General features: G+C 52.2%; 17 protein-coding genes. 8 read left to right on the top strand and 9 right to left on the bottom strand.

Annotated elements, in window-relative coordinates; all coding sequences use genetic code 11:
- Window positions 1-163 precede the first annotated feature (163 nt).
- Both CIK90_RS08270 and CIK90_RS08275 read right to left on the bottom strand, forming a co-directional pair.
- Window positions 164-529 (bottom strand): MmcQ/YjbR family DNA-binding protein, encoded by a 366-nt coding sequence (locus CIK90_RS08270; RefSeq protein WP_094391226.1) that lies wholly within the window; start codon window positions 527-529, stop codon window positions 164-166.
- Window positions 530-622: 93 nt separating this feature from the next.
- The gene (locus tag CIK90_RS08275) at window positions 623-793 is read right to left on the bottom strand and encodes a 4Fe-4S binding protein (protein WP_094391225.1); all 171 of its coding nucleotides are present in this window, start codon (window positions 791-793) and stop codon (window positions 623-625) included.
- 209 nt (window positions 794-1,002) lie between these two features.
- Between CIK90_RS08275 and CIK90_RS08280 the strand changes: the two genes are divergently transcribed.
- The gene (locus tag CIK90_RS08280) at window positions 1,003-1,752 is read left to right on the top strand and encodes a porin family protein (RefSeq protein ID WP_094434502.1); all 750 of its coding nucleotides are present in this window, start codon (window positions 1,003-1,005) and stop codon (window positions 1,750-1,752) included.
- Between the two features lie 38 nt (window positions 1,753-1,790).
- Here CIK90_RS08280 and CIK90_RS08285 read toward each other — a convergent pair whose 3' ends face one another.
- Together CIK90_RS08285 and CIK90_RS08290 are read right to left on the bottom strand one after the other, a co-directional pair.
- Complete coding sequence (locus tag CIK90_RS08285) at window positions 1,791-2,618, bottom strand: bifunctional UDP-sugar hydrolase/5'-nucleotidase (protein ID WP_254046311.1); 828 nt, start codon at window positions 2,616-2,618, stop codon at window positions 1,791-1,793.
- Between the two features lie 72 nt (window positions 2,619-2,690).
- A complete protein-coding gene (locus CIK90_RS08290; RefSeq protein ID WP_094464914.1) occupies window positions 2,691-3,452 on the bottom strand; it encodes a 5'-nucleotidase C-terminal domain-containing protein in 762 nt (253 codons plus the stop codon).
- Between the two features lie 189 nt (window positions 3,453-3,641).
- Here CIK90_RS08290 and rplS point away from each other — a divergent pair, with 189 nt between their 5' ends.
- Complete coding sequence (rplS, locus tag CIK90_RS08295; RefSeq protein WP_094464916.1) at window positions 3,642-4,001, top strand: 50S ribosomal protein L19; 360 nt, start codon at window positions 3,642-3,644, stop codon at window positions 3,999-4,001.
- Window positions 4,002-4,069: 68 nt separating this feature from the next.
- Here rplS and CIK90_RS08300 read toward each other — a convergent pair whose 3' ends face one another.
- Window positions 4,070-4,297, bottom strand: a complete 228-nt coding sequence (locus CIK90_RS08300; RefSeq protein WP_371327193.1) for a hypothetical protein — start codon at window positions 4,295-4,297, stop codon at window positions 4,070-4,072.
- A 159-nt stretch (window positions 4,298-4,456) separates the two neighbouring features.
- Here CIK90_RS08300 and CIK90_RS08305 point away from each other — a divergent pair, with 159 nt between their 5' ends.
- The 4 genes from CIK90_RS08305 to CIK90_RS08320 all read left to right on the top strand — a co-directional run bounded on the left by CIK90_RS08305 (window position 4,457) and on the right by CIK90_RS08320 (window position 8,779).
- Window positions 4,457-5,575, top strand: coding sequence for a CHASE2 domain-containing protein (locus CIK90_RS08305; RefSeq protein ID WP_094391221.1), 1,119 nt, complete (start codon window positions 4,457-4,459; stop codon window positions 5,573-5,575).
- Between the two features lie 6 nt (window positions 5,576-5,581).
- Complete coding sequence (locus tag CIK90_RS08310) at window positions 5,582-7,276, top strand: hypothetical protein (RefSeq protein ID WP_094464918.1); 1,695 nt, start codon at window positions 5,582-5,584, stop codon at window positions 7,274-7,276.
- 63 nt (window positions 7,277-7,339) lie between these two features.
- Window positions 7,340-8,563 (top strand): phosphoribosylaminoimidazolecarboxamide formyltransferase, encoded by a 1,224-nt coding sequence (locus CIK90_RS08315; protein WP_256387357.1) that lies wholly within the window; start codon window positions 7,340-7,342, stop codon window positions 8,561-8,563.
- 15 nt (window positions 8,564-8,578) lie between these two features.
- Window positions 8,579-8,779: a hypothetical protein gene (locus CIK90_RS08320; RefSeq protein ID WP_371595992.1), complete on the top strand. Its 201-nt coding sequence runs from the start codon at window positions 8,579-8,581 to the stop codon at window positions 8,777-8,779.
- Between the two features lie 461 nt (window positions 8,780-9,240).
- Here CIK90_RS08320 and CIK90_RS08325 read toward each other — a convergent pair whose 3' ends face one another.
- Complete coding sequence (locus CIK90_RS08325) at window positions 9,241-9,462, bottom strand: DUF4248 domain-containing protein (RefSeq protein ID WP_094440571.1); 222 nt, start codon at window positions 9,460-9,462, stop codon at window positions 9,241-9,243.
- A 201-nt stretch (window positions 9,463-9,663) separates the two neighbouring features.
- Here CIK90_RS08325 and CIK90_RS08330 point away from each other — a divergent pair, with 201 nt between their 5' ends.
- Window positions 9,664-10,230 (top strand): HU family DNA-binding protein, encoded by a 567-nt coding sequence (locus CIK90_RS08330; RefSeq protein WP_144007246.1) that lies wholly within the window; start codon window positions 9,664-9,666, stop codon window positions 10,228-10,230.
- Between the two features lie 64 nt (window positions 10,231-10,294).
- Complete coding sequence (locus CIK90_RS08335; protein ID WP_094390559.1) at window positions 10,295-10,498, top strand: hypothetical protein; 204 nt, start codon at window positions 10,295-10,297, stop codon at window positions 10,496-10,498.
- A gap of 117 nt (window positions 10,499-10,615) precedes the next feature.
- On the opposite strand, the gene greA is transcribed toward CIK90_RS08335, so the two are convergent.
- From greA to CIK90_RS08350, 3 genes are read right to left on the bottom strand one after another with little or no spacing between them, the layout of a single operon-like run.
- Window positions 10,616-11,083 carry a transcription elongation factor GreA gene (gene greA, locus CIK90_RS08340; RefSeq protein ID WP_094440508.1) on the bottom strand — a complete coding sequence of 156 codons (468 nt, stop codon included), beginning with the start codon at window positions 11,081-11,083 and terminating at the stop codon, window positions 10,616-10,618.
- Window positions 11,084-11,128: 45 nt separating this feature from the next.
- Window positions 11,129-12,469, bottom strand: coding sequence for a TolC family protein (locus CIK90_RS08345; protein ID WP_254046310.1), 1,341 nt, complete (start codon window positions 12,467-12,469; stop codon window positions 11,129-11,131).
- 4 nt (window positions 12,470-12,473) lie between these two features.
- Window positions 12,474-13,589, bottom strand: coding sequence for an efflux RND transporter periplasmic adaptor subunit (locus CIK90_RS08350; protein WP_094391214.1), 1,116 nt, complete (start codon window positions 13,587-13,589; stop codon window positions 12,474-12,476).
- Window positions 13,590-13,623: the final 34 nt, after the last annotated feature.

Raw genomic sequence — 13,623 nt, forward strand, 5'->3', positions numbered from 1 at the left:
CGAAAGCTACTGTCGAGCAAAGATAGAGGGATTGTTGGACTTTTATAAACGCAAATCGGTCATTGGACATATAATACTGTCATGCATGTAATAAACGGCCGGTTTAGGATAGAGTCGTAGGCGAATAATCTGTTTTATTTGGTATAAAAGGGACGAAAGCACCTCAACAAACGTCTGTAATTTCGGGGTGTTCAAGCCGTTCAGCCTTTTTGAGTTTTCTCACCACTTCACGATAACTATGTCGTATGAGCGACCGTATCAACTCATCGTCAAGGTGGCCATAGAGATTGACTTGGTTCCAGTATTTTTTGTTCCAATGCCATGCCCCTTCAATCTCAACGTATTCTTCTCGTAGTTCAAGTGCACGGTCTGGATTACATTTCATAGTTACCCACTCAGGACGTTCCATATCCATGCACGCAAATATTCTGTCCATGATACGAAACGCAAGCGTCTGGTCATCAAAAGGGAAGTCTTCTGTGACAAGCGGAAGTGACAGACAATAGTCTCTCACCGTTTCAATATTCATAGTCTTTGAAAGGTTAGTTTTCTGAATGTGATGAAATAAAAAAACCCTTCAAAAAAAATGAAGGGTCTTATTTCTTTATTGACTTGTATTGTCTTATGCAGGCAGGCTGATAGCCTCTGAAGGACAAACACCAGCGCAAGTTCCACACTCGGTGCAAGCATCTGGGTCAATTGAATACTTGTCGCCCTCAGAGATAGCTCCTACGGGACACTCATCGATACATGTACCGCATGCGATACAGTCATCACCAATTACGTATGCCATAATCTTAATATTTGTTTAGTTAAATGTAAATACTAAATGTTGATGATGCAAAGGTATATATTATTTTCGAAACTACCTAATTTTGATGATTGTTTTTTAGTTTTTTTTGTATTGTAGAAAGCCCAAAACAAATGATCACGACATGGCGATAGGGAAAGAAAAAACATGGAGAATACAATAAATCACTAATAATGAGCGTTATTGTGAATATGAAGACAAGAATCACGATACTACTGACGATATTTCTGACCACAACGCTTACAGGATTAGCCCAGCAGCGTAGAGTGCAGAACAAACCCTATATCGATCAGCGCCCATTGCATTTCGGCATACTGGTAGGCACCCACCTGCAAGACATCGAGATGGATAACGTGGGGCTTCAAACCATCATGAGCGAGGACGGAACACCCCACGAGCGTCTCATCGTGACTGATGCTGACCGATGGAATACCGGTTTCACCGTCGGTGTACTTGCCGATTGGCGCTTACACGAGCATTTGTCGCTCCGTTTATCTCCTGCCCTCCACTTCGGTTCCAACCACATCACATTCCATGATCTGAAGGATACCGATGCAGAAGGGCATCCCCACCCATATACGCAAGACTTGAAAAACACGTATCTGGCAGTGCCTGTAAGCCTCAAGTTCAGTGCCCAGCGTTGGAACAACTATCGTCCCTACCTTACCGCCGGCATCAGTCCGATGGTGAATCTGACGAGTCCTTCGAGCGACTATATCCGTTTGAAGCGCTTCACCACCATGATCGAAGTGGGCTTGGGCTGTGATTTCTACTTACCCTACTTCAAGTGGATTCCCGAACTCAAGTTCTGTTATGGTTTGGGCAATAGTCTTGACCGAGGGCATAAAGACCGTCTGCGCGATGCCAACAAGCAGGCTTTCGCCGGCAGTGTCAGCAGCGCGCAGACAAAGATGGTGGTGCTCACCTTCTATTTTGAATAGAATCCGTCGTCACCGGGTCAATATCTCTGCCAGCCCGATTACTTCAGATTCATCACAATGCGTCCCACGTAGATGGCATGTTTACCATTCTGATCTACAGGCACGTCATGTCCGTCAAGGTCCTTGACATATTCCAAATGTTTCATATAGGTATGGGTGTGTCCCCCCAGTACGAGGTCTATATAGCGTGACCCTTGTATCACGTTGGCATCATATTCCTTTCCGTCAGCCCATCCCATGTGTGACACGCAAATCACCACATCACACTTTTCTTTCTTCTTCAGCACCTCAGCTGTTTTGCGTGCTGTTGCTATAGGGTCGAGATATTTCACCCCTTCACAGTTTTTGTCAGCCACAAGCCCCTTCATCTTCGGTGACAGTCCGAACACCCCAATTTTCAGTCCGTTGCGATGAAGAACGACATAGGGTTTCACCACATCTTCACAAACCGTACCGGTGAAGTCGTAATTGGCACACACGATAGGGAAGTTCGCCATACGAAACAGTCGTGCCATATTCTCCAGTCCGAAATCAAACTCATGGTTGCCTATCGTAACGGCATCCAGTCCCATGAGATTCATCAGACCGATTTCCACATCCCCCTTAAACATGGTATAGTATGCCGACCCCTGACAGAAGTCTCCACTATCGAAATAGAGGAGGTCTGGATTGCGCTTACGCTCTTCTTTGATCATAACCACACGTCTCACAAAGCCGCCACGTCCCGCCTTCATCGTATCGGGCAAGTGCTCGCTGACGGGCAGAATGGTGGAATGGGTATCGTTGGTATGCAGAATGACAAGTTTCTTAGGTTTCTTTGCCATTGTCTCTGTGGGCACAGCAAAGCACAGGCAGACAGGAAGCATCACAGCCACCAGCATCATCACCTTATTATATAGCATATCTTTCTTATCCATGATATTCATCTTTTTTACGGGTTAGTCTTTTACCGTCACACGGCCTTCAATCTTAGCATCCACTTCACGTCCGAGTCGTGTCTGTTCGCGGAAATAGTTCATAATCACAAACCGCGAATTGTTTTCCGCATTCTGTGGCGAATTGATATTGCGACACTTCTTAAACGCCGTCATATTATCCGTACCGCCGAGGAGGTAGTCGATAGTGGTGATGCGATAGTCCTTAGCCAGATCTATGGGTTCGCCATTGATGGTGGCATCGAGCAGTTCGCCCTTTCTGCTGATAACCAACCGCACAGAATGGCTCAATCCCTCACCGCCCACTCGGGCAATCTCTCTGAAGAGTTGCAACACATCAGCGCCCGACAACGTGGCAAACGCAATTTTGTTTTCAAAGGGTGCCACATCGAGGACATCACCGTAAGTCACTTCCCCTTTAGGCAACGCAGCTCTCACACCACCCATATTATATACGGCAAATACAGGTTGCTCACCATAGCTCTCGCCTGCCCACACCAGGATGTCAGCCAGCAGATTAGAGAGGTCACCCTCTGGACGCTGCGCCGTCATATAGTGGGAAGAACGTCCCACGACAGGTCCCATCACGCTATCCACCGTCTGTTTATAGGGAGCCAGAAACCCCACAGCTTTTTTGTCAGGATGCACATCATAGCGAGCATCCACTAAGATACGCTGTCTTTCTACCGATGCCACCTGATAGCCAGTATGGCATGCAGACACCATGATTGTGGCAGCTGCAAAAGTAATTAAAATTTTCTTCATAACGAATCTGTCTTTCCTGCAAAAGTACGAAAAATCGGATAATTAGCAAAAAAGAAGAACTAAAAATTGCAAGTGTCGTGAAAAAGCCGTAACTTTGCAGTCGCTTTCCACGTAATCGCTGGCAGGAAGTAACGAGTTGCCTGTTATGTTGCGTAGGAACGATACAACAAATTTAATTTAAAAAACAAAATGGATTTAATTAAAGTTGCTGAAGAAGCATTTGCAACCGGCAAGAAGTTTCCAGAGTTCAAGGCTGGTGACACGATCACTGTCGCTTACAAAATTATCGAGGGTTCAAAGGAGCGCATCCAGCTCTACCGTGGTGTTGTAATCAAGATCAACGGTCATGGTGACAAAAAGCGTTTCACTGTTCGCAAGATGTCTGGCACTGTAGGTGTAGAGCGTATCTTCCCTATCGAGTCGCCCAATATCGACAGCATTGAAGTGAACAAGGTTGGTAAGGTTCGCCGCGCTAAGCTTTACTATCTGCGCAAGCTCACTGGTAAGGCAGCACGCATCAAGGAGAAGCGTACCGCTATCGCAAAATAAGACTTTGCGACAAAAGAAAGATAAGGAGAGAGACATCCTGCCATCAGGCAACGGTGTCTCTCTCTTTTTTAGTCCTCATAGTTGGAAGTCCCATCATCATCCCCATGAAGTGCATCTTGAAACGACTGCCAGTCCTGGAATCCTGCCAGGAGCGCCAGTCGGTCAAGCGTCTTACGGTTGGGCTTCTTCACCAACTCCTTCTCCACTGCCTCCAGCAGTTTTCGAAGCGCATGTCTCTTTTTCTCCATAACGGCTGCAAAATTACAAGAAATGTTTCTGACGACCAAACGAAACATCCCCCAAAATGTGTCATTCGGTAAAGAATATCGTTCATTCCGTAAAAATCAGCCGTTAACATCTTTACATCAACAAAAAAATGGTCAACAAGGGTTGTGCATCTGAAATATAATGTTTAATTTTGCAAATACTACAACTCAAAACTGACACCACGCTTTATGATACGCAACCTCATCGTCACCATTCTGTCCTTTGCCGTTGCAGGTCTGTTCGCCCTCTTTGCGTTCAACCTTACGGTATTCAATCCCATAGCCCAGGTGGTAACCGACTTCGAGATGACCGACGTCTATTACCACATCCTCCAGGATGGTGACATCCTCGAAGACAGTCCCGACATTGTCATTGTCGATATGTCCGACCTTTACAGCCGCCGTGAGATAGCAGCCACACTCGATGCCATCGGCAAGCAGAAACCCCGCGTGGTAGGCGTCGATGTGGTGTTTGAAGGACTGAAGGAAGACACTTTGGGCGATGCCATGATCTTTGAGACAGCTGCCAAATACGACAACATCGTCTATTCCTACAAACTGCTCGACTATCAGAACGACAGCATCGGTTATGCCGAATCGGTCCACTCCTTCTTTGCCGAAGCCGTTCCCGTCATGGAGGGCTTCACCAATATGCAGCGCAACCTCTACGGAGGACTGAAGCGCCAACTCAGTCTTGGGCGCCGCTATCAGGGCAAGCTCCAGCCCTCGTTCATCACCAAGGTGGTCAACACCTATCAGGGAAAAGAAATCTACAAGCCCCTCGACAAAGACCTGAACATCAATTTCTCGCCCCGCCACTATCGCGTGATCAATCCCGAAGATGTGAGCAAGAGCGGCGATTTGATCCGCGGCAAGGTGGTGCTCTTCGGCGCCATGAAAGACGAGTACGACATGCACTACACTCCCCTCGGCAAGATTGCCGGAGTGGAACTGTTGGGTTATGCCATCGACACCCTCATCAACCAAACAGAAGTGAAGAGTGCCAGCGGATGGCAGCAGTGGATCATAGCCTTCCTCCTCGTCTTCTTCACCGAGACGATATTCTCCTTCTATAAGAATCGTGTCAGCCGCATCGGCAATCGCTTCTGGCGCTTCCTGCTCTCTGCCACCTTCTTCCGCAGCTATCTCATGTTCCTCTGGATGGCAGTATGGGTATGGCTCGGCTTCATCCTTTTCTGCAAATACAATTTCAGTCTCAACTTCGGATGGGCATTCTCCGCCATAGCCTTCCTGGTATTGGCCGAGGGCATCATCAAAGAAAGTATTGAGGCATACAACTCAAAATAATGCGATATGATGACTCAAAGAATCACCACCCTACTGGTTGCACTTGCCCTGATCACCCTTGCCGCCACGGCGCAAAATGCTCAGAAGAGCACCTCCAACGGCAAGAAATCCACCATCCAGCTCACCCAGCAGTATATCAACTTTCTGAAGAAGAAGGCACAGGGCAAGCAGCAGATAGCCCAGAAGCGGTCGAGCGACCCTGCCACCGTGACGCGCGAGCAGAAAGTCAAGGAGGCTGAAAGTACGCAGGAGAACGATGCCGATGAGTCGTTCGATGATTTCATGGGCGACCTCAACGCCAACTTCGACGATTTCAACCAGTCGATGCAACAGGACTTTGAAAACTTCCGCAACCAGATCAACGAGGCTTATGCCAATTTCCTGCGCGAAGCCTGGAAGCAGTTTGATGCCGATGCACCCATCCCGCAACCCAAGGAGAAAGACGTGCCGCCCGTCATCAAGCCACAGGAGGATAAGCCGCAGCCGCGACCCCGGGAAGACCGCGTGCTGCCCATCAAGCCCGTGGTGGTCACCATCCCTAAGGCAGAACCGCAGCCCGAACCCATCGAACCCATCGAAGAGCAACCCAAGGGCGACGCGACACAGTATGTCGATTTCACCGTCTTCGGCACCCAGTGCCGCATCCGCTTCGGCGACGAGGAGCGCTTCCGCCTGCCTGCTGTCAACAAGGATGCCATTGCCGACCTGTGGGTCAGGCTCGCCACGCCAGCCTACAACAACACGCTCCACGACTGTCTCCAACTCCGTCGCGACCATCAGTTCAGCGACTGGGCATACCTCCACCTGCTCGACAGCGCCTCACAGGCCTGTCTGGGCAAGAGCAACGAAGCCACCCTGCTCATGGCGTATCTCTACTGTCAGAGTGGCTACAAGATGCGCATGGGCATTGCCGACAACCGCCTCTTCATGCTCTTCGGCAGCAAACACGTGCTCTTCAACCGGTCCTATTATACCATCGGAGACTGCTACTACTATCCCTACGGCGGCAACGCTGAGAAACTCTACATCTGCGAAGTTCCCTTCCCACAGGAGCAACCCCTCTCCATGCTCCTGCCCCAAGAACAGCGCTTCGACTACGAAGCCTCGGCGCCACGAAGCCTGAAATCGGCAGCCTTCCCCAAGGTACTCGTCGAAGCCACCGTCAACAAGAAAGCGCTCTCCTTCTACGCCAGCTATCCCCCGTCGATGATCAACGAGAATCAGCAGACCCTCTGGGCGATGTATGCCAACATGCCGATGCCCAAAGCCATCAGCCAGACCTTCATGGCGGCGATGAAAGAAAAGATAGCAGGACTCAGCCAACTCGAAGCCATGGAGCGCCTGTTAAACTTCGTCCAGACTGCCTTCGTCTATGAGTACGACGACAAGGTGTGGGGCTGCGACCGCGCCTTCTTCCCCGAAGAAACCCTCTACTACCCCTACTGCGACTGCGAAGACCGTTCCATCCTGCTCTCGCGCATGGTGCGCGATCTGCTCGGCTTGCGCTGCGTCCTCATCCACTACCCCGGCCATTTAGCCATGGCAGTACAGTTCACCGATGATGTCAAGGGCGATTGCATCATGCTCCAGGGCGAGAAATTCACCGTTTGCGACCCCACCTATATCGGCGCCCATGTAGGCGAAACCATGCCGGGCATGAATAATGCCGAGGCCAAAGCCATCTTGCTCGAAAACAAGTAAGCAGACCTCCCACGCTAAAAGACGCCGTAAGATGCAACTTTCTGCCACATTTTTAGTAACTTTGTGGCCGGAAACAAGGAATATACACACTACACAACAATGAAAGAACTACAACTCAAGTACGGATGTAATCCGAACCAAAAGCCTTCGCGCATCTTCATGACCGAGGGCGAACTCCCTATTGAGGTTATCAACGGCCGCCCTGGCTACATCAATTTTCTGGATGCCTTCAACGCCTGGCAACTTGTCAGAGAACTCAAGGCAGCCACCGGTCTGCCGGCAGCCGCTTCCTTCAAGCACGTATCTCCTGCTGGCGCTGCAGTAGGTCTCCCTCTGAGCGACACGCTCAAAAAGATCTATTTCGTTGACGACATTGCCGGACTCGACGAGTCGCCCGTGGCTTGCGCCTATGCCCGTGCCCGCGGTGCCGACCGCATGTCGTCCTATGGCGACTTCGTGGCGCTGTCCGACACCTGCGACGCTGTCACCGCCACCCTGCTGAAGCGCGAAGTCAGCGACGGTGTCATCGCCCCCGACTTCACCCCCGAAGCCATCGAGATTCTCAAGGCCAAGCGCAAGGGCACCTATAATGTCATCAAGATAGACCCCAGCTACGTGCCCGAACCCATCGAGCGCAAACAGGTGTTTGGCATCACCTTCGAGCAGGGCCGCAACGAGATCAAGCTCGACGACCCCGCACTCTTTGAAAACATCCCCACGCAAAACAAGACCTTCACTGCCGAAGCCAAGCGCGACCTCATCATCGCCCTCATCACGCTGAAATACACCCAGAGCAACTCCGTATGCTACGTGAAAGACGGACAGGCCATCGGCATCGGAGCCGGTCAGCAGAGCCGCATCCACTGCACCCGTCTGGCTGGCAACAAGGCTGACATCTGGTGGCTGCGCCAGCATCCCAAAGTCATGGCGCTCCCCTTCAAGGAGGGCATCCGCCGTGCCGACCGCGACAACACCATCGACGTCTATCTCTCAGAAGACGAGCACGACGACGTATTGCGCGACGGCGCCTGGCAGCAGTTCTTCACCCGTCAGCCCGAAGTGCTGACTCTTGAAGAGAAGAAAGCCTGGATTGCTCAGAACACCCGCGTGGCGTTAGGTTCCGACGCCTTCTTCCCCTTCGGCGACAATATCGAGCGCGCCCACAAGAGCGGCGTAGAGTATATCGCCCAGGCTGGCGGTTCCGTTCGCGACGACCATGTCATCATGACCTGCGACAAATACTCCATTGCCATGGCGTTCACTGGCGTTCGCCTGTTCCACCACTAAACAGCCCATTGCCCTATGAACATGAACGACGACGATTTCTCTCAGATCCTTGAGCGAGGCATCAGCTTCAAAAAGGGCGGCAGTCCGAAAGCCGACGACGGCAAAGTAAAGACCAAGGCTAAGAAGAAGAAGTATATCACCGGCGCCCATGGCAGCGGTTCAGCGCGCCAGAAGGCAAAATACCGTGAGCAGCGCGCCAACCGCCAAAAGAAATAATCGCCCACCGTCGGGCACTGTCACATACCATCAAGCGCAGCAAACTACGAAATTCATTCGGGGTTGCTGCGCTTGAGTGTTTATTGTTGAAAATATTATACAAAAAAACAATACAAAATTGTTCCCTTGTGGCACACCTCAGATGTCTTCCTAAAATCGGGGCGGAGGAAAGGATTACACCGTATGTAACTTGACCGAATACCGCTGTATCCGTGAGGCTGAACTTCGGCTGCAAAGGTACGAACCTTTGCGTTAACAAAAAAACGTTAAATGACATTAACACTTCTGTTAAAGTTTCTATCCACATGCAACAAGGGTTTCAAATCGTAACCGTTTTCGGGCAACTGCCCGAATCGGCAGTAAACAGGGGCGCGCGCGAGGTATGCCGTTCGGCGGTGGCGATAACGCCAATCGTCGAAGGAGAAAACGCCAATCGCCTTCGTCGATTGACGTTCGTTGGTTTAAGGCTCTCCGAGATACTCCGCAATGGCGGCTACCATGGCAGGCGAGAGGATGCGCTGACGGCCGTCGTAGCCGAGCGAGCGGAGGCGGGCGAGGAGCGGACGGCAGCGATCCATCCATGCTTTCAGCGTGCGCCAGGCATGGCGAGGGGTGACGTCGGGGCAGTAGAGCTGTGCCAGACGGGTGCGGCTCATGGAGGTGTAAGGACGTAGTGTAGGCATGATAATCAGATGATTTTATTTTTACGCAAAGTTACTGCCTTTGCCGCAATGGGGCAAAAGAAGCGAGGCGCAGCGCCCGACTTTAAGTTCTTTTAACACGGCATAAGTGACAATAAGTGACATTAACTGACATTTCGCCAAAGCATACCCGTACCTTTGCAGGCGATAATTTTCTTCTGTTTAACTAAATTCGTTTCTATTATGAGTACACTAACTACTATTCGCTACTGCCTGCAGAAGTGCATGAACACCAAGAGTACTGCCTACGCCAAGTATTACGCAAAACCCGTTTCGCAGGGCACCGTGAACCTTGACGAGCTGGCAGCCCACATCTCAGACCACGGATCAGTCTATACCCGCGACGTGGTGGTCGGAGTGATGACCAAAATGGTTGACTGCATCAACGAACTGCTGGCGCAGGGCTACAAGGTGAAGCTGGGCGAACTCGGAACGTTCTACAACTCCATCCGCAACGACGGCAAGAAGGCGGTCGATGACCCATCCAAGTTTGATGTGGCACAGATTGCCGGTGTGAACCTCCGCTTCCTCCCCTTCAGCGGCAAGAAGCTCGGCGGTAAGTTTAACAACTCCTCAACGACTCGCGCAGACCGCTACGCCTACGAGTGCATGGGTATCAAGGAGGCCAACAAGGAGGGACTCCTGCCCATCCCTGGAAAGGTGACCGACAGCAACCCGGGTTCAAACGGTGGCAGCGGTAGCTCGTCAACTGGCGGTAACCCAAGTGGCGGTGGCGGACTGGAGGGCTGAACCTAACCGCAGTGCCTCGCTCCCCTGAGGCGAGAGGGGCACTGCTTAACCGCAGATTCTTATCATGAAGAGTATCCGTTATAAGCAGACGGCATCATTGCTCTGCATCATCACAGCCATCGTGTTTGCCTTCATGGGATTCTTCACTCCGCCTACGGGCGAGATCAGCGAGTCGGTATTGTGGTTTGTGGCACAGTGTCTGATATTCTCCGGCAGTCTTATCGGAGTGGATTGCGTGATAGACCAACGGCTGGGCAAGCACAGTTAGTTTGAGATTTCTCAGTGAATTGCTATATTTCTTGACAATTATTGACCTTACACATACTCGAAAAGCAGGGACGCGCGATGCGCCCCTGCTTTTGTTTTTTTTTACGACACGCGCACCCTACCCTAACTCGACACTGTCAATGCGGAGGCGCACTGTGCCGGCAGGCACGCGCACCGTGACCTCATCGCCAGCCCGATGGTTGAGGAGCGCCTGTGCGATGGGCGATTTGATAGAGATTTTGCCCTCTGCCATATTGGCCTCGTGGGGGCTCACTACGGTATAGGTCATGGAGCGGTTGTTGCCGATATTGGTGATGGCAACACGGCTCAACAGTCCTACGCTGTCGGTCTTGAGCAGGGCAGGGTCGATGACGCGTGCATTCTCCAGCACGCGCTGCAGGAAACGAATGCGCCCCAACAGGCGCCCTTGCTCGCGCTTGGCGGCATGGTACTCGAAGTTCTCGCTGAGGTCTCCCTTGTCGCGCGCTTCTGCAATGGCGTCGCGCACACGGGAGAGTTCTGTGGTTTCAAGGTTGTGGAGTTCGTTGGCTATCTTGTCGAAGCCTTCTTGTGACATGTATTCCATAATAGATAATAAAAAGGGGTTGATGACGGAGGGGCTGATGCACCCTCAAAACTGCAGGGGCTTGCCACGGTAGAAATCGAGGAGGGCTGTCTGGTAGAGGTACTCGTAGCGCGCCTGCACCAGGTCGCTCTCTGCCTTGAGGAGCTGGCTCTTGGCCTCGTTGAACTCGGTGACGGTGGCTTTGCCGTTCTCGTATTTCGCCCGGGTAAGGGTGAAAGCCTCGCTGCCCGACTGGCACGCCAGCAGGCTACTCTCGTATTTGGCCTGTGCTGCCACGGCATTGTAATACACCTGTTGGATCTCCTTATAGAGGCGCTTCTTCACGAGGTCGAGTTGGAGGGCTTGGTTGTCGCGGTCGAGACGTGCCATCCTCACGCTGTTGCGCGTGGTGAAGCGGTTGAAGATGGGGATGCTGAGACTGATTCCGATATACTGAGCGAAATTGTTTTTCAACTGTTTGCCAAACCCGTCGGCAGCCAATCCGCTCGTCTTGTAGTAATTGGTCTGCAGTCCGCCGTTGAGCGACAGCGTGGGGTAATAGCCTGCCTGCGCAATGCGGATGCTGCGGTCGGAGGCATGGAGCCGCAGCTGTTCTGCCTGAACCTCCGGCTTGAGAGCAACAGCCTCGGCAAACACCACTTCGGGACTGGCGGGAATGGCAGCAATCGCCGTTGTCGCCGGGCGCACAATCTGGAAACCGTCAGGCGAAGGGAGTTCGAGCAGTTGGGAGAGGTCGAGCAGCGCCAGTCGGACGTTGCCAGCTGCCTGGGTAGCCGTGGAAAGCGCCTGTCCGAGGGTGGCCTGCTGTTGGGAGAGCTGTGCGATGCTCGCCTTGCCGTGATCGACAAACGACTGGAGGCGCGCCACCTGCATGGAGTCGATAGTCACCTGGCGTTGAGCCACATCGGCAATCTCCATGTTGTAGAGGATCTGCACGTATGCCTGAGCCACCTGCATGCGGATATCGTTTCGGGCTTTCTCCAAATCCTGTGTGGCAGCTTCGAGGTTGAGTTGTCGGAGTTTGACGGTGTTGGGGATTTCAAACCCCGTAAACAGCGGCACGGAGGCGGAGAGCGCCAGCGAGGTGCTGCTGGTATTGCGGTCGGCATAGGTATTCTCCATGGTCAGTCCGCGACCGAAGGAGAACGATTCGCTTGCCGACGCATAGAGATCGGGCAAGCGGCGGTGCTTCGCCGTATGGAGCTGTACCGCCTGTTGGCTGCACTGGTTGCGCTGCTGACGGATGCTGATATTGTGTGCCACGGCATAGTCGGCACATTCGCGGAGCGTCCACTGGCGCTGTGACGGAGTCTGCGCCGGCATGGCGGCAGCAGTCAGCAGGGCTGCTGCCATGAGAGCTGTGCGAGAAATGATCTGGTGTTTCATACGCTTATTCCTCCTTGTTATCATCGGCAATGATCTGCGGACCGCGCACCCTGTCTTTGAGGGAGAGTCCCTTCTTAATCTCGATATTCACGCCGTCGCTCAGTCCGGTGACCACAGCCTGTCGGGTATAGGTCTTCTTGTCGGCAGTACCGCGGACGAGATAGACGAAGGTAGAGTCGCCACTGAACTCGATGGCACTCTCCGGTACGGCGATGACCTTTGACGCCTTTGCCAGGACAATCTCGGCATTGGCACTATAGCCCGACCGCACCTTGCCGCCCTCAACAGCATGGACGGCAGCCTTCACCTCAAACTGGTTGGCACCGTTGTTTTCTATAGCTTTCGGAGAGATATATTCCAGACTGGCGTCAAACTTCAGGTCTTGCATGGCACCGATGGTGATCTTCATGGGCATGCCCGCCACGAGGCGTCCCACCTCGGTCTCGTCGATATTGCCACGGAAGATGAGGTCGTTCATGTTTGCCACCGATGCAATGGTGGTACCGTCGTTGAAGGTGTTGCTGAGGATGACGGAGTTGCCCACCTTGACGGGGATGTCGAGGATGACACCGCTGATGGTAGATCGGATGAGGGTGGATGAAGCGTTGGCATTAGACTTCGACACACCGTCGCGCACCACCTCAAGGGCATCCTGTGCAGCCTTCGCCTCTTCGGCGGCCTGCTTCATCTGCTGTCGCACCTTGTCGTATTCGTCAGCCGAGACAAGTTTCTGGTCGTAGAGATTCTTCTCGCGATTGTAATCGACCTCAGCCTGTCGCATATTGAGGGTAGCCAGGCGCACCCGGCTCTCCGCCGAACTGAGCTGTCCCATGTCGGGGATGACCTTCACCTTGGCAATGACTTCGCCAGCCTGCACATAGTCGCCAGCCTCCTTGCATATCTCGGTGATGATGCCGCTGATCTGCGGTTTGATGTTCACCTCGTTGCGCGGTTCTATCTTGCCCGTGATGACGGTCGTTTTGAGGATATCCTCCACCTTCGGAGTATATTCACTATACTGCACCTCCTTGGGCAGCGATTTCTGATAGAGGAACACGAAGGTTCCGATGAATACCAAGGCAACAATAGCTGCGATGATGAGTTTTGAGTATTTCTTCATATCATTTATATGTTTTTGTTTTCTTGTATGGTTA

It is taken from the genome of Prevotella sp. P5-126, assembly GCF_002251185.1.
Taxonomy (GTDB): Bacteria; Bacteroidota; Bacteroidia; order Bacteroidales; family Bacteroidaceae; genus Prevotella.